General features: G+C 62.4%; 28 protein-coding genes and 1 pseudogene. 12 read left to right on the forward strand and 17 right to left on the reverse strand.

All coding sequences use genetic code 11. From position 1 onward, the window contains the following. Window positions 1-131 precede the first annotated feature (131 nt). Window positions 132-482, reverse strand: coding sequence for a hypothetical protein (locus ACTUWL_RS35300; RefSeq protein ID WP_035651205.1), 351 nt, complete (start codon window positions 480-482; stop codon window positions 132-134). Between the two features lie 61 nt (window positions 483-543). Between ACTUWL_RS35300 and ACTUWL_RS35305 the strand changes: the two genes are divergently transcribed. Then, window positions 544-849: a hypothetical protein gene (locus ACTUWL_RS35305; protein ID WP_035651208.1), complete on the forward strand. Its 306-nt coding sequence runs from the start codon at window positions 544-546 to the stop codon at window positions 847-849. 213 nt (window positions 850-1,062) lie between these two features. Here ACTUWL_RS35305 and ACTUWL_RS35310 read toward each other — a convergent pair whose 3' ends face one another. Next, window positions 1,063-1,311 carry a helix-turn-helix domain-containing protein gene (locus tag ACTUWL_RS35310; RefSeq protein ID WP_035651211.1) on the reverse strand — a complete coding sequence of 83 codons (249 nt, stop codon included), beginning with the start codon at window positions 1,309-1,311 and terminating at the stop codon, window positions 1,063-1,065. A 251-nt stretch (window positions 1,312-1,562) separates the two neighbouring features. Between ACTUWL_RS35310 and ACTUWL_RS35315 the strand changes: the two genes are divergently transcribed. Further along, window positions 1,563-1,937, forward strand: coding sequence for a hypothetical protein (locus ACTUWL_RS35315; protein ID WP_106940464.1), 375 nt, complete (start codon window positions 1,563-1,565; stop codon window positions 1,935-1,937). A gap of 28 nt (window positions 1,938-1,965) precedes the next feature. On the opposite strand, the gene ACTUWL_RS35320 is transcribed toward ACTUWL_RS35315, so the two are convergent. The 10 genes from ACTUWL_RS35320 to ACTUWL_RS35365 all read right to left on the reverse strand — a co-directional run bounded on the left by ACTUWL_RS35320 (window position 1,966) and on the right by ACTUWL_RS35365 (window position 13,127). Then, complete coding sequence (locus tag ACTUWL_RS35320; protein WP_021078744.1) at window positions 1,966-3,042, reverse strand: relaxase/mobilization nuclease domain-containing protein; 1,077 nt, start codon at window positions 3,040-3,042, stop codon at window positions 1,966-1,968. Then, window positions 3,039-3,557, reverse strand: a complete 519-nt coding sequence (locus ACTUWL_RS35325; protein WP_035651214.1) for a plasmid mobilization protein — start codon at window positions 3,555-3,557, stop codon at window positions 3,039-3,041. Before ACTUWL_RS35325 ends, ACTUWL_RS35320 begins: the two co-directional genes overlap by 4 nt. Before the next feature lie 421 nt (window positions 3,558-3,978). After that, window positions 3,979-4,965, reverse strand: coding sequence for a ParB/RepB/Spo0J family partition protein (locus tag ACTUWL_RS35330; RefSeq protein WP_021078746.1), 987 nt, complete (start codon window positions 4,963-4,965; stop codon window positions 3,979-3,981). After that, window positions 4,943-5,818 (reverse strand): ParA family protein, encoded by an 876-nt coding sequence (locus ACTUWL_RS35335; RefSeq protein ID WP_299113165.1) that lies wholly within the window; start codon window positions 5,816-5,818, stop codon window positions 4,943-4,945. The genes ACTUWL_RS35330 and ACTUWL_RS35335 overlap by 23 nt, the downstream gene beginning before the upstream one ends. Before the next feature lie 620 nt (window positions 5,819-6,438). After that, on the reverse strand, window positions 6,439-7,671 hold the full coding sequence (gene repC, locus ACTUWL_RS35340) for a plasmid replication protein RepC (protein ID WP_021078748.1): 1,233 nt from the start codon (window positions 7,669-7,671) through the stop codon (window positions 6,439-6,441). Between the two features lie 262 nt (window positions 7,672-7,933). Further along, the gene (gene repB / locus ACTUWL_RS35345; protein WP_021078749.1) at window positions 7,934-8,950 is read right to left on the reverse strand and encodes a plasmid partitioning protein RepB; all 1,017 of its coding nucleotides are present in this window, start codon (window positions 8,948-8,950) and stop codon (window positions 7,934-7,936) included. Continuing rightward, entirely contained in the window at window positions 8,950-10,152 is a 1,203-nt protein-coding gene (gene repA / locus ACTUWL_RS35350) for a plasmid partitioning protein RepA (RefSeq protein ID WP_024584214.1), read from the reverse strand. The genes repB and repA overlap by 1 nt, the downstream gene beginning before the upstream one ends. Before the next feature lie 393 nt (window positions 10,153-10,545). Further along, window positions 10,546-11,718 (reverse strand): site-specific integrase, encoded by a 1,173-nt coding sequence (locus tag ACTUWL_RS35355; RefSeq protein WP_021078751.1) that lies wholly within the window; start codon window positions 11,716-11,718, stop codon window positions 10,546-10,548. 13 nt (window positions 11,719-11,731) lie between these two features. Further along, window positions 11,732-12,820, reverse strand: a complete 1,089-nt coding sequence (locus ACTUWL_RS35360) for a hypothetical protein (RefSeq protein ID WP_021078752.1) — start codon at window positions 12,818-12,820, stop codon at window positions 11,732-11,734. A 31-nt stretch (window positions 12,821-12,851) separates the two neighbouring features. After that, the gene (locus ACTUWL_RS35365) at window positions 12,852-13,127 is read right to left on the reverse strand and encodes a type II toxin-antitoxin system Phd/YefM family antitoxin (protein ID WP_021078753.1); all 276 of its coding nucleotides are present in this window, start codon (window positions 13,125-13,127) and stop codon (window positions 12,852-12,854) included. Window positions 13,128-13,242: 115 nt separating this feature from the next. Between ACTUWL_RS35365 and ACTUWL_RS35370 the strand changes: the two genes are divergently transcribed. The 5 genes from ACTUWL_RS35370 (at window position 13,243) to ACTUWL_RS35390 (ending at window position 17,376) form a co-directional block, all read left to right on the forward strand. Continuing rightward, window positions 13,243-13,518 carry a type II toxin-antitoxin system Phd/YefM family antitoxin gene (locus ACTUWL_RS35370; RefSeq protein ID WP_011505052.1) on the forward strand — a complete coding sequence of 92 codons (276 nt, stop codon included), beginning with the start codon at window positions 13,243-13,245 and terminating at the stop codon, window positions 13,516-13,518. Continuing rightward, entirely contained in the window at window positions 13,505-13,951 is a 447-nt protein-coding gene (locus tag ACTUWL_RS35375) for an acyl-CoA dehydrogenase (protein WP_021078754.1), read from the forward strand. Before ACTUWL_RS35370 ends, ACTUWL_RS35375 begins: the two co-directional genes overlap by 14 nt. Window positions 13,952-14,151: 200 nt before the next feature. Beyond that, complete coding sequence (locus ACTUWL_RS35380) at window positions 14,152-15,366, forward strand: RHE_PE00001 family protein (protein ID WP_021078755.1); 1,215 nt, start codon at window positions 14,152-14,154, stop codon at window positions 15,364-15,366. Window positions 15,367-15,499: 133 nt separating this feature from the next. Further along, window positions 15,500-16,300, forward strand: a complete 801-nt coding sequence (locus tag ACTUWL_RS35385; protein ID WP_299113192.1) for a DUF6088 family protein — start codon at window positions 15,500-15,502, stop codon at window positions 16,298-16,300. Continuing rightward, window positions 16,297-17,376 carry a nucleotidyl transferase AbiEii/AbiGii toxin family protein gene (locus ACTUWL_RS35390; protein WP_021078757.1) on the forward strand — a complete coding sequence of 360 codons (1,080 nt, stop codon included), beginning with the start codon at window positions 16,297-16,299 and terminating at the stop codon, window positions 17,374-17,376. Before ACTUWL_RS35385 ends, ACTUWL_RS35390 begins: the two co-directional genes overlap by 4 nt. 92 nt (window positions 17,377-17,468) lie before the next feature. Here ACTUWL_RS35390 and ACTUWL_RS35395 read toward each other — a convergent pair whose 3' ends face one another. Continuing rightward, window positions 17,469-17,780, reverse strand: coding sequence for a DUF736 domain-containing protein (locus tag ACTUWL_RS35395; protein ID WP_021078644.1), 312 nt, complete (start codon window positions 17,778-17,780; stop codon window positions 17,469-17,471). Between the two features lie 725 nt (window positions 17,781-18,505). On the opposite strand from ACTUWL_RS35395, the gene ACTUWL_RS35400 reads away from it, so the two are divergent. The 3 genes from ACTUWL_RS35400 to ACTUWL_RS35410 are packed head-to-tail and all read left to right on the forward strand — an operon-like array spanning window position 18,506 to window position 20,155. Further along, window positions 18,506-18,844 (forward strand): type II toxin-antitoxin system PrlF family antitoxin, encoded by a 339-nt coding sequence (locus ACTUWL_RS35400; protein ID WP_021082473.1) that lies wholly within the window; start codon window positions 18,506-18,508, stop codon window positions 18,842-18,844. Continuing rightward, window positions 18,841-19,350, forward strand: coding sequence for a type II toxin-antitoxin system YhaV family toxin (locus tag ACTUWL_RS35405; RefSeq protein WP_021082474.1), 510 nt, complete (start codon window positions 18,841-18,843; stop codon window positions 19,348-19,350). Before ACTUWL_RS35400 ends, ACTUWL_RS35405 begins: the two co-directional genes overlap by 4 nt. A 28-nt stretch (window positions 19,351-19,378) precedes the next feature. Beyond that, window positions 19,379-20,155, forward strand: a complete 777-nt coding sequence (locus ACTUWL_RS35410) for a Hachiman antiphage defense system protein HamA (RefSeq protein WP_035653661.1) — start codon at window positions 19,379-19,381, stop codon at window positions 20,153-20,155. Between the two features lie 562 nt (window positions 20,156-20,717). Here the strand turns inward: ACTUWL_RS35410 and ACTUWL_RS35415 are convergent. Continuing rightward, window positions 20,718-21,095, reverse strand: coding sequence for a hypothetical protein (locus ACTUWL_RS35415; RefSeq protein WP_280712542.1), 378 nt, complete (start codon window positions 21,093-21,095; stop codon window positions 20,718-20,720). Between ACTUWL_RS35415 and ACTUWL_RS35420 the strand changes: the two genes are divergently transcribed. Continuing rightward, on the forward strand, window positions 21,052-21,738 hold the full coding sequence (locus ACTUWL_RS35420) for a DEAD/DEAH box helicase (RefSeq protein WP_280712541.1): 687 nt from the start codon (window positions 21,052-21,054) through the stop codon (window positions 21,736-21,738). The genes ACTUWL_RS35415 and ACTUWL_RS35420 overlap by 44 nt on opposite strands. A gap of 278 nt (window positions 21,739-22,016) precedes the next feature. Further along, window positions 22,017-23,543, forward strand: coding sequence for a hypothetical protein (locus tag ACTUWL_RS35425; RefSeq protein WP_021082477.1), 1,527 nt, complete (start codon window positions 22,017-22,019; stop codon window positions 23,541-23,543). A 185-nt stretch (window positions 23,544-23,728) separates the two neighbouring features. Here the strand turns inward: ACTUWL_RS35425 and ACTUWL_RS35430 are convergent, their stop codons facing one another. The 3 genes and pseudogenes from ACTUWL_RS35430 to ACTUWL_RS35440 all read right to left on the reverse strand — a co-directional run bounded on the left by ACTUWL_RS35430 (window position 23,729) and on the right by ACTUWL_RS35440 (window position 25,823). Then, a complete protein-coding gene (locus ACTUWL_RS35430; RefSeq protein ID WP_021078644.1) occupies window positions 23,729-24,040 on the reverse strand; it encodes a DUF736 domain-containing protein in 312 nt (103 codons plus the stop codon). 606 nt (window positions 24,041-24,646) lie between these two features. Continuing rightward, window positions 24,647-24,875 (reverse strand): annotated as a pseudogene (locus ACTUWL_RS35435) (hypothetical protein); the annotation flags it as partial. Between the two features lie 21 nt (window positions 24,876-24,896). Then, a complete protein-coding gene (locus ACTUWL_RS35440) occupies window positions 24,897-25,823 on the reverse strand; it encodes an ArdC family protein (protein WP_021078645.1) in 927 nt (308 codons plus the stop codon). Between the last annotated feature and the right edge of the window lie 67 nt (window positions 25,824-25,890).

Raw genomic sequence — 25,890 nt, forward strand, 5'->3', positions numbered from 1 at the left:
GGGCTTCGAGCGGCGGCGCGATGTCGAACATCTTCACCTCGTTGCGGAGGTGAAATACCCAGCGGACCCGGTAGATGTCGCCCTTCTCGGCGGCATTCTCAGGCAGCTTCTCCTGATACTATTGGGCGGCGCTAATGGGAGGCCAGGCCGCTCCCATGCCTGAGCCGATCAGCAATAAGAACGCGACCAGATTGAATATTTAATTGCGCCGTGGTCGCGCGGTGTAACTCTGCCGTCTGACCGAGAGTCTGATTAATCGTAGCAAGCGCATTTGCTTGATCGCGCAGTGCCGCTTCCGCTCGCAGCGACGTTTCCATCGCATCACTAAGCTCGGTCCTTGCTGCCGCCAGCTCAGCGTCGAGCCTTTCGGCTTCGCTCCAAAGCGGACCAAAATTCTTGAGGGCGTCTTCTGCCGCTAAGTTGGCGGTTACCGCGTCCGCCAGTTGCGCTTCAGACGCTACGCCTATCCTGCCGGATGGCATCAACGCAGCGCTTTCGCCGGCCTACGATATCGTCCCCTTCTTCTATTACGGCGACGACTCCATGGCATTGCAATTCGGCAAGACCGTCGATCCCGCCGTCGTAAACCTGCGCCGCTTCGAGCGGCTGGCGGGCCTCGTGGGACTCGACAATGAACTGGTCGTCCGCGAGGTGAAGCAGACGGTGCGGGAAATCTTCGACGTCTGGCCGGGCCTCCTGCCCGAGCTTCCGACGCCTCCGGATTTCGCCAAGAAGCTGATCGAACGATGGGATCGACTGACGCTCGTGAAGGAGACCAGGCCAGCTATGGTGCAAGGTCACTCGATAGACGAGGACGACCAGTCCGCTGCTGCGAAAACGCCCCGCTGACGGGGCTTTGGCCCATGATGAAAGACGACCTGCCGCCGCTCAAGACCGTCCTGCTCATCATAGCTCATTCAAGGGGTGAAAGCGCGCCGCAACGGATCAAACCGCGATCCGTGGTTTGCACGTGCGCTCACGATTCAAACGGTTTGCATCCGCCGATACGCTTACGCGAGCCAGAATTCCTTCTGCTACCTGGTAACCAAGGGAGCCTTGCAATTACTGAGAACGAACCGACGCGCGAAGCTTTTTGATTGCATCGATCGGATCAAATCCGATGGCCTCTGCAAGATCCAGAAATTCAATGACATCAATGCGCCGCTGGCCACTTTCGACCGTGGCCACAAAAGATTGATAACGCCGCAATCGTTTTGCGAGCTGGGCTTGCGTCAAACCCGATTTCTTCCGTTGCTCAATAAGCAGCGCGATCAGGGCCTTTTGCCGAGGAGATCGGAGCGTTCGTGGCATTTTTTCTGCCCCAGAGAACAAGGGGCAGACAAATAATCGGATTTACAGATTATCTAAAAAGCAGATATTGTACGGGTTGGAAGTCCTCTCAGGTTCCGTCCCATAGGGATCGTTTCAGAAGAGGTTTTTTAGGCGGGATGACAAGCAGTTTTCTGTTCAAGAATTGATGTCTTCAATTGCTCGGCGTTAAACCTTCGTTTGTTTCAAAGTGGCATCTAGTGGCTCGAACATTCTATCGGGAGAGAAAGCCATTGAGCGACCAATCCGATCTTGAAAAGAAAACCATCGAGGCGCTGGGGCAATATCGCAAAGCCCTCGCCACGGTTGAAAGGCAGGAACAAACGGAAGCTACCGCGCAGCGAGCGCTCACGCGGATGCTCCCCGATCTTGAACGCGCAATCCTCGAAGACTGTTCACCATCGGTCAAAGACAATCTGGTTCAAACCGGCCTGGCAGCGGTCTCACTATCGAACGAAGCGTGGGACGCCCTGAACAAGGCCACCACGACATTGGAGGTAGCCCGCCAAGCCCTGGTCGCCCTGGAGCAGCAACTTGGGTATATTCCAGGCGTATCGACCGTTGCGGCAAATTCCAGATCCATCCGGCATAGCCCAAATAGTGGTTGACCGATTTCAGGCCCAGACACGCGGTTGGTTACTTGCTGCGTTCGTCGCCTCGCGTATCACCCCGCTGTTCGATATTGACGCCCTGCTCCGTGCCGCGACGCCGGCTATCGGCAAGCTCCGAAAGCTCCTTCTTCAACACATGCCGGCGGGTTTCGATCGCGGGCATGTCCTTGATGAATTGACGGATCTGTCGCGCGAGCGCGTCATCGCGCGCCGTCCCAGAGCGCTGCAGCTCAGCCGCGTAGTCGAGATATCGCTGCCGGATCGCGTCCTGACGTGACCGGATTCGGGCGTCCCAAGGTCGTTCGGTCGTCTTGCCGCCCCTCACCTCGCGGAGAACCTCCTCCCGCGCTAGCCGATCGACCTCGGGCGCAATCTTTCGCTTGCGCAAGGCCAGCACCGCCCCGCGGTCGGCTTTTCGAATTCGTCCCCGGGTTCGTCGCGGTGTTGCCTCCGCCGCGATCCCACGAAGCCGAAGCTCTCCGGCAAACTGCTCGCGCCAGGCCTGAAGGTCTGCCTTACGTGGGTTTAGACGCCGGCCGTCATGGCCCAAAGACTGAACGGTCAGATGGACGTGGGGGTGTTTGTCGTCGAGGTGCTGGACGAAGACGTAGTCGTGATTGTACCCGAAGGTTTCGATCGCAAACGCCCGCGCCGAATCCTTGACCGCAACCGCGTCAGTTCCCGCCGGCATAGACAGGATGATGTTGATCGAAAGCGATCCGTCGCGGCGGCGCTTGTCATCGAGACCAGCATCGTCCTCCCAGCGTTGCTGCAGGTCCTTCAATCCGACTCTCCCCGTCATCGCCGCGCCCTGCTCTGTTTCGGCGTCAAGTTCGCCGTTCCGGGTAATGTAGGCGAGGTGCGATTTGAGATGCGCCACGCCCTTGGTGCGGCCGGTGATCTTGACCATCACCTCCGGCACTCGGCTCACGATGCGTTCGAGCTTTGCACGCATCGCCGGCGTGAGACGCCGGGGAACGGCAGGATCGGGCGTGTCCCATTCCGCGCGCCGGGGACGCCGATTGGGTGTTTCCCAGACATATGAGATCGGCGGCAATTCGACGAGCGGGTCAGCCTGCTGCGGCGAGCGACGCCGGGTCATCGCCGCGTCTCCCAATAATCGGCGTTGCCAGCGAGTGCGCCAAGCAATTGCGCGAGTGCCAAGTCGATCGCGGTTCTGGCATCGCGGATTGCGGAGAGATCAGGCTCAACCACCCTGCCCTGCAGCACGCTGGTATTCGCGGCGCGCGCGATCTGGTTGATGTTACCGCCGATCCGGTTGAGCTCGCGGACGATGGCGCGAAGCGCGGCAAGTTCTTCGAGAGAATGCTGCACCGGCGATCCCAATCGCGAGCGTACGAGGGCTACAATCCAGCCGGTTCGCGTCATACCGCGCTGGCGTGCGGTGTCCGCGAGCTGCCGCATCTCGCTTTCCCGAAATCGTACGGTGATTTTCTCCGGCCTGCCCACCGGTAACGGCGCAATCCGCGCCGGCGATGCATTCAGCACATCAGCGATGAGGCGACGCAACAAGGCGGACTTGCCGCCTTCGGAAGCCGCAACCGCCGACAAGCGCGCGGCTACCTCGTCGGGAATTCGAAGCGAGATCAGAGCCATCCACTCCAATCCCAATCGCGATGTAATACATCGCTGGCGCGAAGCCTATCCTGCACTAGAAAAAGAAAAAACGTACCCCTCGGTGTTGGTTTAAACCAATACGCTTTGTGTTCAGGGCTCGCCACGGCGAAGCGATGATCGACTAGCCCTGCCCTCTCTGCCAAATTCTGCCCGCGGCGCCCCTTTGACGAGGTAACCATCGCGAGCACGGATCCGTCGGCAGCAAAGGAAACGAAGGCACTAACTATCGTCGGTGATGTAGACCGCGACTTTCCAGCAGCCTGCGGCCTCACTACAGCGCTATGGGGAGCGCGTTCGGCCTTCGGCTGCTGCGCTAACGCGCCATCCTTCGGATGGGAAAGTCGCTCCGTCGCCGCACGCCGGTAGTCTGTCTCTGCGGCTGCGAAGGTGTCGAACGAGTTCATCTCGACAGGATCTCCTCGATCGTGAGCGCCGACGCTGGAACTTCTTCTGCGTGCTCCGCACCATCTACCAACACCACAGCGTGACGGGAGCCTTGCGTCGCGAGCCGATCAACAACAAGCTGTCCGATCCGGTTCTGATACCGAACCCTGATTGCCAGTGATGCTGCCGACTTCGATTGTGAAACGAGGCGAGTTTTTGGCAGTTGATTATCGGGTGCTGCCTCTCGGCCTTTGGCACCGATGCCTGGCAGAATTGCTTCCGGCAGGAGATCGCATCTTTCGGATCGAGGCGGTCCAGCAGGCGATTGGTCCTGGGCAGTGGCGCGATCGGCCGCGGCGCGTACGTCTCGGGCCAGTTGCCGAGCTTGCGCGTCGGTGAAGCTGTCCTGCGTCACACATCGCCGTTCGATCTCGTCCGGATGCGTGCGCCAGGCCTGGTAGAGTTCATAAAGAGCGCGGATCGAACTTCCCTCAAGTCTCGCTCGGAGGAATCCTGGCATGCCTTGAACCGACGCGTAGCGCGACACCCAGTCTCTTGGCTTGCCTAGCTTGCGCGATATATCCGCCTGGGTATCGCCGGCGCCCAACCGATCTGCGATGAACGCCGCGATCTCAGGCGCGCGCAAATCATCGCGCTGGATGTTCTCGATCATCTGCGCGTATCGATCCGGCAAACCTACTTCTTGAACGAATGCGGGCATTTCACGCAGCCCCGCGCGCTGCGCAGCACGGTACCGGCGCGCACCCATGACGATTACGTATCGTCCAACCTCATTGGAACGGCGAAGCATGATGGGTTGCAGCACGCCATGTTCGCCAATCGATTGTGAAAGCTCCTCCAGTTCCTGTTCGCTGAAGTTGCGGCGTGGCTGATCGGGGTCTTCGTCAATGCAGTCGACCGCGACTAAGAGCGGTCGCCCACTTGCTGCGTTAGGGTTTGCAGCAGCGTCGACGAGTTCCTTAAAGCTGAGATCGAGCGTCACTCGTCGTCTCCTGATCAAGCCGATCTGCGATCTTGGCGAGAACCGCGCGGATTTCTCGACCCGCTTCTTGCGCCGATCGGCGTTTCAAGCTCCAGACCGGCACGCGCTCAGCCACGGCTTCGGCATAGCCGTCCCTTGCAACAATCTGGCCTGGGAACACGTACTTGCCCGCTTCGCGCAATAACTGCTCCAAATGCGTTCGCTGGCGAGGCGACTTGGTATTGAAGTTCGAAGGCAGCAGGCCGAGAAATGTTGTGTCCTGGCGACCGTATCGTCGTTGAACACCGATCACGGTCTGCATCAGGCCTTTGACGCCTTTTACGGAATAATCTTCCAGGTAAATTGGCGCCAGCACATGAGAGGCGGCGACCAGGCAGGCGACGCTGCGAAGGCCAAGCGACGGCGGAGTGTCGATCACGCAGATATCGAACCGTTCGGCGGCATCGGCGAGATTCTGCTGCAGCGTCATGACGGCAGCAGCATTGCCGCGATCGATATCCGTCAGGGAGCTGTCGGCCGGCGCCAGCGTAATGCCGTTGTTTTCGCCAGCGACAAGCCGAGTCGCGGGCTTGAAGAGATCGGCCGCCGAGGTCGACCCTGTATGCTGCTTGAGCGTATCTGTCGCGTTGCCCTGCGCATCAACATCGATCATCAGAACCCGGCGGCCAGCTTCCGCCATGAACCAGGCCAGATGCACTGCAAGCGTCGTCTTGCCGACGCCGCCCTTTTGATTGTTGATGACGATCGTGTTCATCGGATGAAGCTTGATGAAACTATCTGCGCCCGTTTCATCGATTTTCCTCCTCCAGCGCGCCGCGCCTACCGGCACGAACTTGATGACCGGCCTCCTCATCCCGGGTGTTGGTTTGAACCAACACCCGCAATGGACCAGCGCGTGCCCCACACTCCCGAAAACCGGGCATAAAATCTCCTGCCAGAAGAGTTCAGGTAGGCCGAGCCAAAAGAAAGAAGGCGCCAAGTCGAAACCAGTTCACATCACTTGACAGGCGACAGTGGTGTTGACGGAAGACAACCGAAACCGGAAGCGCAGCGCGCCCCCTGCCCTGTTGGTTTGAACCAACATGTTCTGGGGCTTGCGCCAGGCTGCGATGTCCGTAACGGCCGGAGCGACTAAACCGAGCCGAAGCCGCGAACGCGGGCAGAGCGCGAGCGCCGCGAGGCACCCGGCCGAAAGAATTTTGGCAGAGAAGGGCGAGCGCAAGGAATCCCAGCGGAGGCCCCGCTTGCGGGTGGATCCGGCAAGCGAAAAATCTTCTCCAGCGGTCGACCGAGCCGTCGGCGGCCATAGGTATCCAGCCATGCGACCGGAAGCGACAGCTCGAGCCGAGGAAGACCTGTGATCATCGCTTTCACCCGGCTCGCGTGAGTCGGCAACATCGCCTGGAATGCGCCAAACAACCTCGCTTCGCCCGCTCAAGCCGGAACCTGCCACAGCCCCCATCATCACATCGCTCAAGCCCGCCGCTTTTCGTGAAGCCGAGAATTGATCTGCGACATCAGGATCGGCCCAAGAGAAAATTCCCCGACCTCCGCTTTCCGGGTCAGCCCGCGCAAGTAGCCGCCAGCTGATCTGATCGCGGTGCCACGCTGCAGGATGCATGCGACGACGACCGCCGCTTGCGTTTCGCCCAGGACAGTTTGCGCCTCCTCCCAGGCGCTCGGACTGATCCCCAGCATTGATCTCACAACGGCCGCGGTGGCCAGGAAATCACGCCAGTTCGAAATCCCGCCCTTCGCATAATCGACGATGTCCGGGCATGCACTCAGGACCATTCCCAACGGATACGAACCTTCCGCGACTCGCGATGGTTGAAGTTTTAGCTCAGCTCCCCCCGCCCTGCCTTTCTGGAGGCTAGGTTCAAGATCAATAGGGGCATCTGTATTTGAATTCTGTATGTGGCGCTCAGATTGGGACTCATTGGCGCTCGGATTCTTGGATTTAATATGCGTTTCCAGAATATTGAGTACGTCGTCGGCAAGTTGCGACAGCTCGTCAGCGATCGGCTCGAGCTGCTCCCGCGTGGCCGTCCTCGGAATCTGGGCTAGCATTGCCCTGAAGGCGGTGTGGACTTCCTGCCAGTCGATCGGCCCCTGCCCTCCCCTGCGCGTCGGGACGCCTTCCTCGATGCCGGTGGCAATCATCTTGGCGATATCGCGCCGGCAAAGCGTGATGCGTTCACGCACGAGCTTGAGCGCGCGCGCCTCTGCTTCGATGTCGGCCGCCAGGTGCTCGAACTCTTCTGAACGCACGACGAGCGGCGACAGATCGAAGCCAAAGGCAAGCTCGATGTCGCCGGCGCGGCCTTTCCGCGCGTAGCGCTTGCCGTTTGGACTATCGCGCCGAATAATCAACCCGGCGTCGACCAGGACGGCGAGGTGCCGGCGTAATGTCGAAGCGGGCATGCCGTGCGCGCGCAACGTTAGCTTGTCGTTGGACGGAAAGACGATCAGGTCGTCCTCCCCAGTCAGGGCCGTCTCCGGATGGAAGGTCAAAAGCGCGTTCAACACGGATAGCGAGCGCTCGGACACCCCCAGGCGCGGCCGCGCCGTACAGATGGCGTGGAAAATATTCCATTTATGCACGACCTTTTCGGGCGGTCGCGCCGAGGCCCCGATTTGGCTTGCCACATGGGCAAGCGTCAGCGATCGCCGCCCAAAGGGCGTCGTTGGGGAGTGTGACTGCATGTCTTTGCCTCATGCGGGCAAAGAAAATCTGCTCGCCAAAACGGCGCCGTCGCTAAAGACACTTGACTGCGATTCGCGAAAGTGATTCTCTGTCAGTCGCCAAACATGACGAGAGAAGGCTTTCGGACGGAGACGTTTCGGGGGCCTTTTCTTTTTCCGCTATGCTCCTACGGTTAGAGGACGGAAACGCGGGTACGCATCGCGCCGCCTGACCATGAGAGGTCTGGACGGCGCCATATCCAAAGCGGCGAGACGCGCGATGTCATTCATCGGTACGTCCCTCGCGAAAAGCGCGGTAGAGTTCTGGCAGCCGCGAAATCACAAAGTCTCCAAACGCCGGCGCGGCCTTTTCATCGAGCGCGAGCGTGACGCGATCTGCGCGACGTTCAATCTTCACAATTTTCTTGCCGTCGTCATCGGTCCAAGTCGTCGGCCGTGGAGCTTTGGGCTTGCGAGGCGCGAGCGCGACGAATGCGATCGCGAACCGTTCATCGGAAGTAGCACGCACGAAGCGATCACTAGCCACACTGTCAGCCAATGCCTTTTGGTCGTGGCGACCCACCATCCGCTCTGCCAGCTCCATCCAGCGCCGGCGGCCGGTCTTCGGCGCTGGCCCGATCGCATCGACCAAGCTCCGTGGCAGGGCCCGCGCGACGGTGATGAGGCGCGAGAGTTCTGTCTTGTCGACGCTGAGCGCCGCCATGATGATCTCACGCTTGAATCCACGATCCTCGAGTGCGGCAGCGTAAGTTGCCCGCTCAATGAAGGACAGATCCTCACGCTCGCCATTCTCTTTGCCTTGTGCCACCACCAGGTCTTCGTCGCTGAGGTCACGGACTACCGCCCGCGCGGGATGGCCAAGCTCGGCAAGCGCACGGACGCGACGATGGCCATAGGCGATCTGAAACCGTCCTGGACCGGTCGGATGCGGCCGGAGAAGGACTGGAACCAATTGTCCATTGGCGCGGATGGATTCGACGAGAGCGGGGTGCTTCTCGTCGACGCCCGTCAAGCGATCCGGAACGATCGAGGCGTCAATCAATCCTGTATCGATTTCAACGACGGCTTGACCGGTGGTGAGTTGTTCGGTCAGGGCCTTGGCGGCATCGCGCTCCGCGGACAGCATCTCGAGCGAGCGGCTCATGGCGCCGACTGCACCGCGCGATCCCAGTGTTGGTTGGGAAGGTCTCCGATTGTCGCTGGACTCACCTGACGGCTGTTCGTTGACCGCGGTCAACTTGTCGTCCAAGAGGTCAGCAAGCAGGTTTTTGCGACCCATTAGGTCCTCCCCCATGCGGCTTGGATGAGGCTTTGAATTTCGCCATTGACGCTGTCCAGCGATTCCATTGCGCGGTCGTAGGTAGCGCGTGTGAACTGATCGCGGCTGACCTCATAGAGTGTTTGCTTCGTGATGCCGGCGTCGGAGATCGCCGTGCTCTTGAGCATCATATTGGTGACCATGCGATCGCCGAACAGCGAGCGCATGAAGCCGACCATTTGGGCCTGCGGTCCATCACCGGGCTCGTAGCGCGTGACCAGATATCGCATCCAATCGTAATTCATGTTGCCGCCTGCCTTGGCGACGACGGCGAGGAGGTCGGATGTCATGATGAGGAATTGGCACATCGACATGACGTCGAGCATTTGCGGATGCACCGGGATCAGGATCGCGGTTGCCGCGCAGAGAGCGGAGAGCGTGAGAAATCCAAGTTGGGGCGGACAGTCGATCACGACGACGTCGTAACGGTCCTGGACAGTGGCGAGGGCACGGGCAACGCGGGCGAAGAACAGCGGATCACCCGACTGGCGCATAGCTAACGCTTTCGGGGTCTCGTGTTCGAATTCCATCAGTTCGATATTGCCGGGGACGATGTCGAGCCCCGAAAAGTAAGTCTGTCGAATGATCTCGTCCAGCTCACGACGCTCGCTGTCATAGCGGATGGCGCCGTAGAGGGTTCCGTTTTCCTCGACGTCAAACTCTGGCTGATAGCCGTGCAGCGCCGAGAGCGAGGCCTGTGGATCGAGATCGACCGCAAGCACCCGATAGCCCTGCAGCGTGAGATGTTGAGCGAGATGCGCGGCGGTGGTGGTCTTGCCTGATCCACCCTTGAAATTAACGACGCCGATGACTTGCAACTGTTCGCCCGCGACGCGATGCGGTCGGTATCGTCGCACGCCCTTGCCGGATTCGTCGAGATAAGCCCGAAGGCTCTGAATGTCTTCGAATGTGTACGACCGTCGACCCGATGGACTGGTATCAGGTTGGGGGCCCCTTCCCTCCAGCGACAATTGGCGGAGATAGCCGTCATTGATGCCGACGAGTTTAGCGACTTCGCCGGATGTGAACCGGCGTAGGTTCTTACGGGCTTTTGGCGGGAACAGCTTCATGCGATGGGCATGAAGCTTCGCGGAGAGTTCGCGCGCATCGGCCGCGATCGTTTCGTGGATCGTTGGGGGCGCGGCCGAAGGGATTGGCGCCATCGCGTGTTGGTCGTTTAGGGCCACGGCTTTCTCGCGTAGTTACGAATTTCGGATGCAGGGCGTGCGCAAAGCGTGGCTAGTACGCCCGATTCTGGGCGATCGCGCAACAATTAAAGGGTTAACGAGTCCTTAACGGTCCACTGGGCCCTCTCGGAAAAGTTGACCGCGGTCAACTCCACGGAGATCCCACCGAGCGCCACCACCTGCTTGTTCATCCGCTGACATAGATTCCAGCCCACGCGCGAAGGCTGATCACCCCCACCAGGAGAAAGTTGACCGCGGTCAACTCTCCTCGAATGGCCCGAATCGCGTCCCTAATCGACGTCCAGTCTACCCCTTTTTACCCCGCCGCTAGACTAGCCGAATTTACGTTCGGCCTCGGGCCGTGGCTGTTCAGACGCCGAGCCGTGCAGCTTGACCGAGTCGTCGATCTGCTTCGTTGTAATAACTGGCGGCCTGTTGCACGGATCGATGCTGGGATTGCTGCATAGCCTCCGGCAAGGAAACTCCGCGTTGCGCCGCCTCCGTCAGGTACCCGGATCTCAAGCCGTGGGCGGAAAATTCCCGCGCATCGAGGCCCGCCATGGCGCAGCGCCGCTTCACAATCAGGTTGATCGACTGCGGCGTCAGCGCCCTCTCCTCCACCGCCTCCCAGCGATCGATGGCGCGGAAGATCGGCCCCCGGCTGATGTCCGCCCGCTCCAGCCATTCGCGCAGCGCCTCGACCGGCGGCCCGACCAGCAGCACCCTTCCCGCCTCATCCGCTTGGCCGGTCTTGGTGCGGCCGAGCTGAATGGCCACGCACGGCAACGTCTCGGATTTTGGGTCCTGCGGATTAAACGGGACCTGCGGTTCGTGGCTGAGCTGCTCGACCCGCAGCCGCGCCACCTCGCTGCGCCGGCGTCCGCCGGAGGCGAAGGCGAGCAGCAGGATGGCAAGATCGCGGGCATCGGCCAGCCGGTCGGACCGGCAGGTAGCGAGCAGACGGTCCAGGACGTCGCGGGTGAACGCCCGCTTGCTCTTGCGCTGCCGCGGGCGCGTGCTGGCGCGAACCGCGAGCCGTAGCGCGGCGCGCAGACTGGGCGAGGCAAACGGACCCTCCTGCCCTTTCCAGCGATGCAAGGTGCCCCAGCTTGCGAGGCGCCGCTTCACCGTCGACGGCGCATGCGGGCCGGCGCTCCGCAGCATCGCGGCATTCCGCAGCAGCGCCGCCACATCGGACGGCATGCCGTGCTGGGGATCGGTCTCGCGCTTCGCCGGGTCCCACAGATGGTGCGCGACGAATTTCAACGCGAGGCTTTCCGAGGCCGGCCAGGGCAACGCCGCGCCGGTCGCGGCCTGGGCCCAGGCTTCGAGGTAGGCAAGGTCCGACGCCAGCGCCCGCAGCGAATTCTCGCCCATGCCTTCCTGAGCGAGATGTTTGAGCGTCGCGACGTCGTCGTCGGTCAGCAGCTCGGCGAGCCGGTCGCGCCGCTCCATCGGCAGGATCGCCGAGAGCGTATCGAGCTGTAGCGCGCGCCGGGTTTCGGGATCGGAGACCAAGGCTCGGGAGGTGATGTCGTCCATCGGCTGCGCTCCGTCAAAAGCCGTAGGTTCGATCGGCCCAGCGCAGCAGCACGCGGGCGTCGGGGTCGGGCAGGCGCACGCGTTGCGCCTTCAGGCCTTGTGCGATCGCCAGGCCGACATCGGGGTCGACCCAATGGCCGTGGGTCATCAGGAAGAACCAGCCGAAGGGCAGGCCGACCTCGCGGTCCACGGCCTCGATCCGGTCCATCAGAAGATGGACCGAAGCCTCCGGCGTCATGAGCAGTCGCTCTTTCGGGAGCTTCAGCGGCCGGGGGATGAAGCCGACTTCGCGTTCGCCTTTGTGGGTGTAGTCGCGGGCATCGAGGGCCCAATGCGCGAAGACGCGCTGCGGCCTGGCGCTCGATTCCTCCCAGTCCTGAAAGAACCGCAGCTCGCGGGGCACAAAGTCGAAATAGTCCGTGACCGCCTCCAGGAAGGGCGTCTCACGTGTTCCGCCCGGCCCGGTCTCGCGAATGATTCGCCGCTCCAACTCGGGCCGTTTGGCCTCCCGCTTATCGCGCTCGATGCGGCCGCAGCGATCCAGAAAACTGCGGACGTGGACCACCGCGCCGCCGGCGCGGCCGAGCAGGCGATAGACCGGACCGGCGAGGCGATCCGAATCAGGGAGCTGATCGGTGCGAGGCCAGCTCGGATCGAGCAGTTCTTCTTCGCCAAACGGGCGGTGGTTGGGATTGACGATCGGGCCGGCGCGCCATTCGATTTCGCGACCGAGCGCGATCTGAACGTAATCGGCCACACCCGGCCCGGTCGGCGCCGACACGAACGCGCTCGTCCCCCGCCACTCCGTGATCTGCAGACCGGTCTCCTTCAGCCGCTTCCAGACCGCCGTCACATCGCCGTTTTCCCTGGCGAGTTCGGCCGTCATCCATGGCCGCAATTCGCCAAGCCGCGTGCCGTCGGGACGAAGCACCGATCGGGTATCGCGCCAGTAATCGTCATCGATCGGCGCGATGCCGAACGCAAAGCCCGGAAACGCCGCGGTGAGGGCCGGGACCAGGTCCGTATCGGCCGAGGCCGGATCGAGCGCGGCGAGGACGGTTTCGAGCGACGCGGCATCGGGGAGGCGGGCAGGGGCGGTCATCGGAGCGCGCCTTCAGTGGTGAGCAGGCCGTTCACAGTTCGATGTCCTGCGGTCGATCACGGATTCGTTCGATATCCATCGGGTCCTGCCGTAAAGGCGAAGCCAGCAGGAAATCTGCCAGCGTGCCTTTGCGGGCTGTTCTGCGCGCCCATTCCTCGGCTGAGAGGAGCACCGCGCTCGGTTGGCCGTGTCGGGTGATGACCTGCGGGTGGGCCTGCGCCCGGTCGACAACCTCTGAAAACCGTGCCTGCGCACCTGCCAAGGTCCAGATGTTCGAAGAGGGCTCTGAGCGTCTATTGTCCGTCATCGGGGCATCCTCCTATGAATACCGGCTGTCTCCTGGCCCATTCATACAAGCGCCGAGGACCACTTGCGGGATTACCGGGATTTCCGTATATTACGGAACGAAGGAGATTTGAACCATGAGTTCGACCGTCACCGCCGCCGAAGTCTCGAAGAACTTCGGCGCCTACCAGGATGCCGCCGTGCGCGAGCCGGTGGTCATCACCAAGAACGGCCGGCCCCGCACGGTGCTGATGGCCTACGAGGATTTCGTTCGGCTGTCGAAGCGGGACCGACGCGTCCAGCGCACGATTGATCTGAGCGAGGCGGAGATCGCCGCGGTCGAGGCTGCCGAGATGACACCTGATCCCGGCCATCTCAGCAGCGCACCCGACGCGAAACATGCTGCCGACTGAGATCAAGCTCGGCTGGATCTTTCGCTATTCCTATCTGTGGGATTGGCAGCACCGCGAAGGCCGCGAGGAGGGCGACAAGGACCGCCCGTGCCTGGTGCTGGCGATTGTCACAACAACGGAGGACGGCACGCCGGTGGTGCGCGTCCTGCCGATCACCCATACGCCGCCGGCCAATCCGGCCGACGCGATCGAAATTCCGGCCGCGGTCAAGAACCGCCTGCGGCTCGACCATGAGCGCTCCTGGATCGTGCTGACCGAAAGCAACCGCTTTACCTGGCCGGGCCCCGACTTGCGCAATATCGACACTGAGAGCGGCTACTACGGCGCGCTGACGCCCGGCCTGTTCGCCGAGGTCAAACGCCGCTTCGTGGCGATCGCCCGCGGTGAGGTTGCGACCAGCGCGCCGCACCGGAGCGTGCCGCGCAGCGAGTGACGGTCGTCGGCGGCGGCGAAAAGCGTCCGGAAGAGGGCAGGGGGCTGGCAACGGCTGCGTCCTCGCGTCGAGCGGAGCGCCGGCGGGCGTGATTTGCCGGGCTCGTAGCCGCCAGAATCGCTGATTTGCGCCGTGACGTCCAACGCTATCGATAAGGGAAGGTTATCGATAGTGATACACGTCGTGTGCCCGGCCTCGCTATGACGGAAGCCAACACCGTGATAGCTTCCGCTTCAGTGATTCCCGTTAAGGTTATCAAGACCTTGCATGTCAGCTACCAGATCCCCGATCCGCTGCCCTGGGCCCAGCTCGCCGGCCCACTCGCCGCTGCCGAAGATGCGCTCGCCCGCCTCGACGAGCGGTTGGCAAAAAGTCCGATCAGCGACGGTTTTGTCGCGCGCACCCATTTTACCGACGCCTGCGCCAGTCTGTGGCTGGAAGGCGAACTCGTCCATCTCGAAGATCTGGTTCTCCACGACGCCGGCATGGATATCCGCAGCCCCACCCACGAGCTGACCCGGGCCCACGCCGTGCTGCGGACCAGGCGTCGTATCGCCGCGGCCAAGCCGGACTGGGCGCTGTCGGTCAGCGGTCTTGCAAGCTTGCGCGGACGGGGAGGGCAGGGCGACCGGGAAGCGGGAAGCGACGACCGGAAGGAAGGGGCGCACGATGGCGGCGGCGCGAACGATGCCGAGGCCACGCTGGACGGCGAGAATCTTGATCAGCCGCTCGTCATGATCGAAACCGACCCGCGGCTCGCTGCCGCCTTCGCCGCGGTCGACGCCGCGATCGCGAAATCCGACCGAACGCTCGCCGGCGAGACCACTCGCCGGCCCGAGCGTGATCCGCTGGTCTACGATCTCGATTGGGATGAGGACGCCAGGATCGAGGACTGGCAGCGTATCGTCGATCGGACTCGCACGTTGCCGCCGGCGCTGGCGGCGGCGATCACAGCCGATGCCTGGGACCGGGTCGAACCGCTGCAGCACATGCCGTGGCTTGGCCGACTGCTCGCCAGCGCCGTGCTGCGTGCACGCGGCAAAACCCGTTGGCATCTCTCCTGCCTCCATGCCGGGCTGAAAACCATCCCGCGCGAACGCCGTCGATCGTCCGATCCGGCGTCGCGGCTCCTGACTCAATTCGAGGCGATGACCGCGGCCGCCGACGCCGGCCTCAAGGATCATGATCGCTGGCTTAACCAGCGCACCCTGCTCACGCGCAAGCTCGTCGGTCGCCGCACCACCTCCCGGCTGCCGGCGCTGCTCGACTACATGCTGGCCCGGCCCATTGCCTCCGCCGGCATGATCGCGGCGGAGCTGAAGATCACGCCGCGCGCCGCCCAGGACCTGGTGGCCGAACTCGGCTTGCGCGAGGCGACGGGGCGGGGACGCTATCGGGCATGGGGAATTCTCTGAAAAGCCGCGCCCTGGTTGGACCAACCTTGTCCGAAATTTGTATAGGTATTTCGGACATATCACTTGCAATCTGTCCGAAACAAGTATACAAGTTTCGGACATGAATAGCGCCCCACTCGATCTGAAGACAGCCATGCTCGAGCGCATCCGTGCGGACGCACCGCGTAAGGTCTGGACGCCCAGTGATTTCGTGGATCTCGCCACGCGGGACGCCATCGATAAGGCATTGCAGCGGCTGACGAAGGCCGAAACCCTCAGGCGAATCGATCGGGGGCTCTACGATCAGCCTGGCTTCAACAAGCTTACCCAAAAACCCAACCCGCCCGATCCGCGCTCGGTCATCGACGCCGTTGGACGACGCGACCAAACGCGGATGCTTGTCGACGGCATGACCGCGGCCAACGATCTGGGCCTGACTGACGCCGTCCCGGCCAAAATCGTGGTGCATACCGACGCCCGTCGCCGCGCGATCCGGCTGGGTAACGTAACGATCAGTTTTCGTCCGACCGCGGCCAGCAAGCTGTTCTGGGCCGGACGACCGGCGATGCGCCTCGTCCAGGCGCTTCACTGGCTGCGCGATCTCTTGGTTCGTGAAGGCGAGAGCGATCAGGTTAAACGCAAGCTCGCCAAGCTTTTCGAGGATCCCACAACGGGGCCGTCGCTTAGAGCCGATCTCACTGCCGGTATGTCAGCTCTTCCGACATGGATGCGGGTGTTTCTTAAGCCGCTCATCGAAGCGGATGCTGCCGTTGGTCGTCGGCACATCGACGATGATCGTGATGATGCTGATCATGTTGGCGCAGATCATGATCGACAAAGAAGGAGTGAAAACGATCAGAGTCACGCTGTCGTCGTACCTCCGAAGCCGAAACCGCTCTCCACCCAGAAGAAACCAATCGCCAATCGCGGCGCAACCCGGAGGGCGAAGGCATGAACCCGGCTTTCGATGAGGTTCTCGCGGCCGGGTCGGACACGATGTTGAGCGCCTTCGATACGACCGCGCTACGCCTTGGCACGGCATCTCAGAATATCGAGAAGGACTTCTGGGTCTGCTGGACGCTGGATGCCTTGTTCAATGGCCTGAAAGAGGGAGGACCCCGCCTCCTCTTCAAGGGCGGAACCTCCCTGTCCAAGGGATTCGGTCTGATCAACCGCTTCTCCGAAGACATCGATGTCACGGTGTTTCGGGACGACATCGGCGAGCCGGCTACGATTGAGGAGCTTAACGCGCTGAGCGGGAACAAGCGCCGCGCGCGCCTCGATGCGATCAAGGACGCCTGCCAAGCCTATATCAACGGCCCGCTGCGCGCTGAGTTGACCCTGATCCTACAAGACCGGCTCCGGGCCGCCGGCCACGATGCCGGCGCGGCGCGGGTGGAAGCCGACGACGCCGATCCCGACGGACAGACCCTGTTGATCTGGTATCCCGCAGCGACGCCGCGATCGGATTACGTGCGGGCGGCGATCAAGATCGAGTCGGGCGCCAAATCCGCGCTCGACCCGAACAGCGAAGTGCCGATCAAACCCTATGTCGACGATGATTTGCCGGCGCTCGACTTGACCGTGCCGGCCGTGCGCACGGTCGATCCCGAACGCACCTTCTGGGACAAGGTCGTCATCCTCCACGGGCTGCGGCGCTGGTTCGACAAGCGCGGCGAGCTGCGCGGGGGCGGCCAACGCGTGTCCCGTCATTACTATGACTTGCACCTGCTCGCCGGGGACCCGATCGGCGAAGCCGCCATCGCTGAGACGGCGCTCGGCGTGGACTGCGTCGCACATGCCCGGATGTTCTTCAATCGACCGGACTTCGATCTCGCGAGTGCTGCGCCCGGCTCGTTCACGCTCGCCCCGCATGATGCGATGATCGAGCAGTTGCGCGTCGACTACAGGGCCATGCAAGGCATGATCTTCGGTGACCCGCCGGATTTCGAGGCCGTGCTCGACAGCATCAGCTCGCTCGAGACGCGTCTAAACGAGAACGGCGCGAGCGAAAGCGGGGCGGCGCGATGAAGCAGTTGGAGGGAGCCAGCCTTCGCTGCGTCCATCTCGGCTCACGCAGAAACGGCCCCGCCTTTCGGCGGGGCCGTTGCCGTGGAGGCCCCTTAGTCCCGGTTCGGTCGGGACCAGATGAGCTGGAGGCCCTCCTGGCCTTCCACCTCGATCAGGGTGGCGTAGATCGGGGCCGGGAAGCTCGGGTCGTCCAGCTTGACCGAGAGATAGTCCCGCTCGGTGTCCTTGGCGGTCTTCTGCCAGGCCGCGCCCAGCTCGACATTGCCGGCGAAGATGCGGAAGTGCGGACCCTTTTCGGAGGGGGTCTCGACGCGGACCAGCTTGGCCTTGGCGTTGAGAGCGAGCGTGCGGACGGTGCCGGTGAAGCCGTTGCCGTTCGAAGTGAAGGTGCCGATGGTTGCCATTGTCGTGTCCTTTTCAGTTTTCCGGGCCGCGCCCACCGCAGCCTCGATGGCTGGCTACAGACCGGAGGCGATCGACCCGCACCCCGCAGGGGCCGGCACGCAGTAGAGGGCAGCCAAGCCACGACTTTCTTGATTTCCGCGAGGAATGGACGCGCAGCGGCCAGGGGAAGAAAGTCGTGGCCGGATGTTGCGGGGATAAGAGCGAGGCGGAGCAAAGCGACGACGGCCTTCGGTCAGACATGCCAAATCGAGGACGCCGTGGGCGAGCCGAGAGAAACGGTTAGTGGACATCAACGGCGACAATCGACGTCGTGACGACGGACAGAACCGCCGGCAGAGCGCACCCGGTTGGCAATGCGTGAAGATGCACATCGAAGCCCGAAGCAACAGGTGACCGCGCGGCTTTGCTGAGCACGGCTGCGATGGCCCGTCGGGCGCTATCATGCCAGTCGACCGGGGACAAATTGGGACCCGCGCAGAAAGCGCTGATCAGAGATCGCACATGCCTTCGCATTCGTTGGCGAGGAGATCGAGCTGGCCACGGTCAGCGTCTTCAAAGTCGGTGCCGTATCGGCGACATCGGGATCGAGTGGGCGGCTTCTGCATGGTCAGGGTCCGTCAAGGCGGGAGCTTCGAATGGCGTGATGCGCAGCGGGCATCACGCCGTCGGTCCTTGAACATACAATGCAAATGCATTACACTGGGACGCACGATCGGAGCCTTCGATGCCGAAAACCGCCGAAATCCTCGAAATTCCCGCCACGATCACCGAGCGGGGCCAAACTACGGTTCCTGCCGCCATCCGCAAGATGCTGGCACTGGGCAAACGGGACCGCGTGGTGTTTCGAGGGCTTGCCGACGGAACGGTCGTCCTGGCCAAGAAAGCGGCGGACGAGCAGGCTGACCCCGTCATCGGAAATTTTCTGCGCTTTCTCGAGAAGGACATGGCGGCGCACCCGGCGCGGGTTCGAGCGATTCCTTCGACTCTGCTCGCGCGCGGTGCAGCCCTCGTCAAGGGCGTTGAGGTCGATCTCGACGCAGCCTTGCCGGACGACGATGCGTGACGGACCAGACGATCGAAATCAATGGCTGGACCATCTACGCGCATCCGCTCTTCCTTGATCAGCTGGAGGCCCTAATCGCGGCCGTCGAGAAGGCGCGTGCCAAAGACCCGAAAGGCTATAAGACGAAGCGAGCGGCAAAACTGCTTGCCGCGGTCCTGAAAGTCGCCTTTGAGAACATCCCCGCCGATCCGGCCAGCGACGTATTCCGCCAAGGCGATACGCTCGGCGCCGACTACAAACACTGGTTTCGCGCGAAATTTTTGCAACAGTATCGGTTGTTCTTTCGCTATCAGCAGGCGGCCACGAGCAAGATTATCATCCTGGCTTGGGTGAATGACGACGACACGCTGCGCGCCTATGGCAGCACGACGGATGCTTACGCCGTGTTCCGGAAGATGCTGAACCGAGGAAACCCACCTGATACGTGGGACGCGCTGGTCGCCGCAGCGTCCGGCGCCGGGCCGAAATCGCGGTTGCGAGCATCGAGAGCGAAGCCGAAGGATTGACGCCTGTGCCGACCGATAGGGGAGTGGATTGCCGCTGTTTGCCGATTGGTGTGATTGCGAGCCCGCGCAAGACGGCCGCAAGCGCTTACTGAAATTTACCGAGCGGGTTGGGGGACGAGCGGCAATTGCTGGCCGTCTTCCCGATCTGCTGCGCTCTCACTACGACGAAATGGAACGCATAGCGGAGGATGTCGCCCTTCTCGGTTATGCGAGCGCCGCAGCATTGCTAGCCGAGCGTCTTCCCCGAACCACGCGGGCACGCTCCGGCGAGCTAGGGGAAATCTTCGCAACCGAGCTGGTTGAGGAGTCGTTGGGCTTCTCGGTCCCGGTTCGTCGCCTTCGCTATAAGGATGGCCGCGAGATGGCGCTCCGCGGCGACGACTTTATCGGCGTGCGATCGAGTGCTGAGGGACACCTCTTTCTTTTGAAAGGAGAAGCCAAGAGCCGGGCCAATCTCGCCGGCGCAACGATTATCGAGGCTCGAACGGCGCTGTCGCGTGATAGTGGCCGGCCGACGGCGACCTCCCTGCTCTTTATCGCCGACAGGTTGATGGAGGGTGATGGTCCGCTCGCGGCATTGGGCCGAATCATCCGAAATGAGGTCGCAAGCCGCGCAGTTCCCTCCGATCGCATCGACCATGCTCTCTTCACGATGTCCGGCAATGCCACGCCCCGAGCGCTTTTCGACGATCTGCGCGGTGCCGGCGTTGATCGCAGCCACACTGTAATCCACCTTCGGATCGACGATCATCAGGAGTTCATTCGGCTGTCCTACGAGGGAGCACTCGCCCTTGGAGACGGTTGACGAACTGGCAGCCTTCTTGACGCAGGCGACCGCTGACGGTGTCAGGGGTCGGCTGCAAGCTCGCGGCGAGGCGCGGTCCATCATTCGCCGCGACGGCGTCCTGCCTGACGATGCGCCGGCGTTCGGAGAAACGATTGACACCGATCTGTCCGAATATGCGCTCTCCGTGCTGCGCGCATCCATGGCGCTTCGGGAAGGCGGCGGCAACGATGAGATTTGGCGGCGCGGCTTCGCGCGGGCCGGAAACGCGTTCGAAGCACTGGTGCAAAATGGCTCCCACGAGGATGTCGGCCGGGGCTTCTATCGGATCGCAGGCGCCGCCGCGTATCATCTGGCAAGCTACTCCGCTCTCGCCTTCTCTCTGATCTCTCAACGGCCTGAGAACGCGAATCTATCGCCAGCGGAAGAAGCGTTGGCGCATCTTATTTTGCGGGATCTGGCCGGTCTAGGTCGCCGCGCGCGAGCGTGGCTGCTGAACCCAGCCCATGGTGATGCAAATATTAGCCAGGCGTTGCGCGCAGGAGAGATTGATTCGGACGACGCCGTCAGGTTGATCGCCACATCAACCATTTTTCGCGCCCTCGCGTTCTTCGAATTCGCTCTTCAGACCGGGGCCGCGGTCCTGATTGAGGAGTCTCGGTCCCTCCTGCGCCGCGCGATCTCCCTCGCCAGGAACGCCAATGCCGTGTCGCTGTGGTGGACCGCGCGCATAGCGTTCAATCTTGTCGATGACCTGTGGTCTAGCAGCTTGCATCAGGTGCTTCCCCTCGACGGGCCGGCGGGCGCGGGAAACTATCAGGATTTGCGCCAACTCTTCATCGGGGAACTCTTTGGACGTGACGTCGCCGAGGTGGAGCTTTGGCCGTCGCAGATCGAAGCAGCCCGACGAGCAACCGATGACCGACGATCTCGTCGTCGCGTTGCCGACCAGTGCTGGCAAGACACGAATCGCCGAGATCGCCGCATTGATGGCGCTCGCGGCGCGCAGGCGGGTCCTCATTGTAACGCCGCTTCGCGCATTATCCGCCCAGACGGAACGATCATTCCGTCGGACGTTCTCGAGCCTTGGGTTCTCGGTCTCGTCGCTCTATGGCGCGGCTGGAGCCGCTGGCGGCGACGAAGACGCACTCCGTACGCAGGATATTGTCATCGCCACACCGGAGAAGCTGGACTTCGCCTTGCGGAATGACCCGTCGATCATCGATGACGTCGGGCTCGTAGTCCTCGACGAAGGTCACCTGATCGGGCCAAGCGAACGCGAAATTCGGTACGAGAACCTCGTTCAAAGACTGCTCAGGCGTGCTGACAACGAAACCCGTCGCATCGTCTGTCTCTCGGCGATCTTGCCCGAAGGGGATCAGCTTAACGATTTGACCGCTTGGATTCGTAGTGATGCAGGTGGAACACCGATTCAGTCGCGCTGGCGACCAACGCGGCAACGCTTCGGCACCCTCATGTGGCAGGGTAACTCGGCCCGCCTGAGCTTCGATCTCGAAGCAGGCGGACCCTATATTCGTCATTTCGTCCCGGAGGAGGCAGCTCGCCGGCCACGGCGCACGCCGTTCCCGATACAAAGGAGCTGACGCTCGCGGCCGCATGGAAGTTTTCGGCTCAGGGTAAGCGAGCGCTCGTCTTCTGCACGCAACGTGATCACGTCGAGGGATACGCCGAGACCATCGTTGACCTGCACAGTCGCGGTTATCTGCCCTCGCTGCTTGACGACGCAGCCGCGGTCGCGCGTGCTTTGGCCGTGGGTCGCGAGTGGCTAGGCCCGGATCATCCCGCGGTTCGGTGCTTGCCGATCGGTGTCGCGATTCATCACGGTCGGTTACCAGGGCCGTTCCTTCGCGAGGTGGAGGGCTTGCTCGCCGCAGGCGTTCTGCGCGTGACAGTCGCGTCACCGACGTTGGCGCAAGGTCTCAACCTCAATGCCGCTGTGCTGCTGATTCCGACCCTCTACCGTGCTGGCGTTCCGTTGTCCGGCGAAGAATTCGCTAACGTGGCCGGGCGTGCAGGCCGTGCCTTTGTCGATCTGGAAGGCCTTGTGTTGCACGTGATGTTCCAAGCCGAGGGGTGGCGACAACGCGCTTGGCGAGACCTCGTCGGATCGGCGACGGCAAGGTCGCTTTCAAGCGGCATCATCACCATCGTCGCCGAGGTGCTCAACCGTCTGGCGCGCGCGAACGTCTTCCTGCGGGCCGACGCAATGGAGTATCTCGCGAATGCCCAGGAGGCCTGGTTTCCACAGGACCATGCCGCTGATGCCGAGCCGATCGAGAGTCTGATCGAAAAGCTCGATGCAACTGTCTTTGGTCTCATCGAAGCGCTGGACAGTGGCAGCGCGGAGCTTCCGCGGCTAATCGACGAAGCCCTGAACGGATCACTGTGGTCTCGCCAGATCGCCCGGCTAGGCGAACAGACCCGCTACAACCAACTGTGGATTCTCCAGGCTCGCGCGCGCCTAATCTGGAACAAATCGGACGCCGTGCAGCGCCGCGCCACCTTCGCGATGGGCATTGGACTGGAAGCGGGCCTCGCCATCGACGCGATCGCCCCTGAATTGACGGAACTTCTTGATCGGGCTGATGACGCAGCACAGACCGGCGCAATTGACGATTTGAGCGCCGCTCTCACCGGCATGGCGGCGCGCTTGTTCGGCATTCGGCCATTCGTGCCGGATGTCGATCTGCCGGCGAATTGGCGCGAGCTCCTCGCAGCCTGGCTTCGCGGCACCGATGTTGTCACGATCGGTCTGGACAACATGCGCGTCATCGAAGACGCGTTCGTTTATCGGCTTGTATGGGCAATCGAGGCGATCCGGATGCGGCGCCGTGCGAGCGGCGGAGAATCGGACTTTGTTGAAGGCAGCGCCGCGGCCGTTCTTGAGGCCGGCGTGCCGCAGGCCATGATGGCGAGTCTAGTCCGGGCCGGACTGCCCTCCCGAGTCGCCGCAATGGCCGCGATTCGTGAAACACAACCGGTTTTCGTCGGTGGGGCGGAAATGAACCGATGGTTGCGATCGAATGAGATTGCAGCGCTCTCGGATCAGCCCGATTGGCCGACCGCCGATACAGCGCATATCTGGAAGAAGTTCAGAAATGACGCACTCAGTGGTGCAACCTCGAAGTGGAAAACTCAGGACTGGACGATGCAAGGCGACGTGCCCAACTTTGTCGATGTGGGAATGCCGGGTCGCATCGAGATTGAAGAACATACGGGCGCAGTGTCGGTCACGACGCCGGACTACCGCTCCATCGTTGGGATCCGACAGCGCCTTCGGCAATTTCGACCAAGTCTGTGCCATGTTGAATTCGCGACCGACCGTCGCAGCTCGCGCATCATCCGGCTTGGGCGAGGTGAAGCGCAATGGCAAGACAACGAGGGGTAGACATCTGATGGGTATGCCTAGAACATCTGCCGTCGCTACGCCGGGGACAAACCGCATATGCCGGAGCCGGGCACGGAGCCGCCGGGCCGCAGCGCGCTGAACGCGCGATTGATCACCCGCGTGAGAAGAGACGTCGATGCAGAAACGGCCCCGCCTTTCGGCGGGGCCGTTGCCGTGGAGGCCCCTTAGTCCCGGTTCGGTCGGGACCAGATGAGCTGGAGGCCCTCCTGGCCTTCCACCTCGATCAGGGTGGCGTAGATCGGGGCCGGGAAGCTCGGGTCGTCCAGCTTGACCGAGAGATAGTCCCGCTCGGTGTCCTTGGCGGTCTTCTGCCAGGCCGCGCCCAGCTCGACATTGCCGGCGAAGATGCGGAAGTGCGGACCCTTTTCGGAGGGGGTCTCGACGCGGACCAGCTTGGCCTTGGCGTTGAGAGCGAGCGTGCGGACGGTGCCGGTGAAGCCGTTGCCGTTCGAAGTGAAGGTGCCGATGGTTGCCATTGTCGTGTCCTTTTCAGTTTTCCGGGCCGCGCCCACCGCAGCCTCGATGGCTGGCTACAGACCGGAGGCGATCGACCCGCACCCCGCAGGGGCCGGCACGCAGTAGAGGGCAGCCAAGCCACAACTTTCTTGATTTCCGCGAGGAATGGACGCGCAGCGGCCAGGGGAAGAAAGTCGTGGCCGGATGTTGCGGGGATAAGAGCGAGGCGGAGCAAAGCGACGACGGCCTTCGGTCAGACATGCCAAATCGAGGACGCCGTGGGCGAGACTGATGAAACGGCCGGGTGACACGACAGCGACCTTCGGGGCCAGGGCGACGGACGCGCATTTAACCAACAGCGGACACCTCACAACGTTTCAAGCCCCGCTGGTCGAGACCTCGACTGAAAATGAACGACCGCGCCGCTTCTCCATCAGGCGTCAGGGCGCGGCCTATCAAACGAGACTGCGGATGGGAGCGACGTTCGCTCGATAGAGCGACGACCCGTTAGCGCCGGAACGCGCCCCCGAAGGAAGTTTCGGTAAGGCCGCGTATCGGGTCACGACATTTACGGGAGGAGAACCCCGGCGAGAACCGCAAGGGCGAGGCCGGTTCACGGCACGCACGGGGATGGATGCCCCGCGCTGGCCGCGAGCGGCGCTGATCAGATTCTCGCGAATGTCGCCCCGCCGATACGATGCAGACAGGAAAGGGCAATACATTCGGCGATGTCAGCGAGGCGAGGTGATCGTAAACGACGGTCGGCCTTCAGCCGGTGTCTGCGAAGACCGCATAGTCTGGCATCGGATCGATGATGCCGTGCGCGGCCATAGGAGCGAGGGTTGTGGACTGGACGATCGCCACGCTGTCTGCTCATCATGCAGCCTCCCCGACCTCGAACGCCTTCGGTTGAAGGCCGTGCAGATAGGCAACAGCGCGTTGCGCATGCGCGGCCGCCGCGAAGATGAAGCGCTTCTCGTTTGACATGACCTCCATCCAGGACGCGAGGTAGCTCGCGTGATCCGGGCGCGGTTCGAGTTCGGGCACGATGCCGAGGTCCGCGCACAGGAAGCAACTCCCGAGTTCCGCGATCAGTTCCTCGCGCGCGCGCTCGCTACGGTCCTTGCCGTAGCGGCTGAGGTCGCGGTTGACACGGTGGGAAGGAGCGGTCCAGTGAACGGTTTCATGCGCTCGGACGGCGACATACGACTCCGCGTCGCGAAAACTTTCGAGCGGTGGCATCTGGATGTGATCGGAGGAGGGCGCATAAAACGCCATTATGCCGCCATGTCGGACGACAGCGCCGGTGTTAGCGAAGAACGCGTCGGCGTGCGCGTTGCGCTCGATCGGCGTCGAGACCGTCGCCGGCCGACCGTAATAGTGCTCAGGCAGGCCATCGATCTGATCGACGCAGAAGACGGTATAGGCCTTGAGGAACGGGACATCGCGCTCGACCTCATCGCCATTGCCGTCCGTCTCGGTCTTTGTGAACCGACTGGCGTAAACCACAACGCTGCCCGTCTCGCCTTTGCGGACGTGGCCGCCCAGTTCGGCCGCCTGTTTGAAGGTCATCCATGTCGGCGAGGTGAAGCCGCGCGCGACCGCCTCGGACCACAACAGGATGACGTTCACACCGCTATAGGGTTGGCCGTTGTAGCGGAGCGGCCGAGTGATGCGGCCAGCGGTATCGGCGACCGTCCAGGGCTGCGTCCATGGACGAACGCCGCGCTCGAGATCGGCGACAATGCGATCGGTGATGCGCGCGTAGATGTCCGCGCGAGATTTTTCCTCTTTTCGGCTCATGATCATGACCTCCGTTGGAGGCCGCGCCCATCGCGGCCCCGTCACGGGGTCCGCCCGCGCAGGACTG

It is taken from the genome of Bradyrhizobium sp. WCU1, assembly GCF_053474805.1.

Bases quoted from the DNA above. Each gene is read 5' to 3' on its own strand.
- ACTUWL_RS35325 (WP_035651214.1), bottom strand. From the start codon at position 3,557: ATGGCTCTGATCTCGCTTCGAATTCCCGACGAGGTAGCCGCGCGCTTG.
- ACTUWL_RS35300 (WP_035651205.1), bottom strand. From the start codon at position 482: ATGCCATCCGGCAGGATAGGCGTAGCGTCTGAAGCGCAACTGGCGGAC.
- ACTUWL_RS35360 (WP_021078752.1), bottom strand. From the start codon at position 12,820: ATGACCGCCCCTGCCCGCCTCCCCGATGCCGCGTCGCTCGAAACCGTC.
- ACTUWL_RS35365 (WP_021078753.1), bottom strand. From the start codon at position 13,127: ATGACGGACAATAGACGCTCAGAGCCCTCTTCGAACATCTGGACCTTG.
- ACTUWL_RS35385 (WP_299113192.1), top strand. From the start codon at position 15,500: ATGCTCGAGCGCATCCGTGCGGACGCACCGCGTAAGGTCTGGACGCCC.
- repB (WP_021078749.1), bottom strand. From the start codon at position 8,950: ATGGGTCGCAAAAACCTGCTTGCTGACCTCTTGGACGACAAGTTGACC.
- ACTUWL_RS35400 (WP_021082473.1), top strand. From the start codon at position 18,506: ATGCCGAAAACCGCCGAAATCCTCGAAATTCCCGCCACGATCACCGAG.
- repC (WP_021078748.1), bottom strand. From the start codon at position 7,671: ATGCAGTCACACTCCCCAACGACGCCCTTTGGGCGGCGATCGCTGACG.
- ACTUWL_RS35335 (WP_299113165.1), bottom strand. From the start codon at position 5,818: ATGAGGAGGCCGGTCATCAAGTTCGTGCCGGTAGGCGCGGCGCGCTGG.
- ACTUWL_RS35320 (WP_021078744.1), bottom strand. From the start codon at position 3,042: ATGACCCGGCGTCGCTCGCCGCAGCAGGCTGACCCGCTCGTCGAATTG.
- ACTUWL_RS35395 (WP_021078644.1), bottom strand. From the start codon at position 17,780: ATGGCAACCATCGGCACCTTCACTTCGAACGGCAACGGCTTCACCGGC.
- ACTUWL_RS35305 (WP_035651208.1), top strand. From the start codon at position 544: ATGGCATTGCAATTCGGCAAGACCGTCGATCCCGCCGTCGTAAACCTG.
- ACTUWL_RS35390 (WP_021078757.1), top strand. From the start codon at position 16,297: ATGAACCCGGCTTTCGATGAGGTTCTCGCGGCCGGGTCGGACACGATG.
- ACTUWL_RS35440 (WP_021078645.1), bottom strand. From the start codon at position 25,823: ATGAGCCGAAAAGAGGAAAAATCTCGCGCGGACATCTACGCGCGCATC.
- ACTUWL_RS35310 (WP_035651211.1), bottom strand. From the start codon at position 1,311: ATGCCACGAACGCTCCGATCTCCTCGGCAAAAGGCCCTGATCGCGCTG.
- ACTUWL_RS35375 (WP_021078754.1), top strand. From the start codon at position 13,505: ATGCTGCCGACTGAGATCAAGCTCGGCTGGATCTTTCGCTATTCCTAT.
- ACTUWL_RS35370 (WP_011505052.1), top strand. From the start codon at position 13,243: ATGAGTTCGACCGTCACCGCCGCCGAAGTCTCGAAGAACTTCGGCGCC.
- ACTUWL_RS35420 (WP_280712541.1), top strand. From the start codon at position 21,052: ATGACCGACGATCTCGTCGTCGCGTTGCCGACCAGTGCTGGCAAGACA.
- ACTUWL_RS35430 (WP_021078644.1), bottom strand. From the start codon at position 24,040: ATGGCAACCATCGGCACCTTCACTTCGAACGGCAACGGCTTCACCGGC.
- ACTUWL_RS35380 (WP_021078755.1), top strand. From the start codon at position 14,152: ATGACGGAAGCCAACACCGTGATAGCTTCCGCTTCAGTGATTCCCGTT.
- repA (WP_024584214.1), bottom strand. From the start codon at position 10,152: ATGGCGCCAATCCCTTCGGCCGCGCCCCCAACGATCCACGAAACGATC.
- ACTUWL_RS35355 (WP_021078751.1), bottom strand. From the start codon at position 11,718: ATGGACGACATCACCTCCCGAGCCTTGGTCTCCGATCCCGAAACCCGG.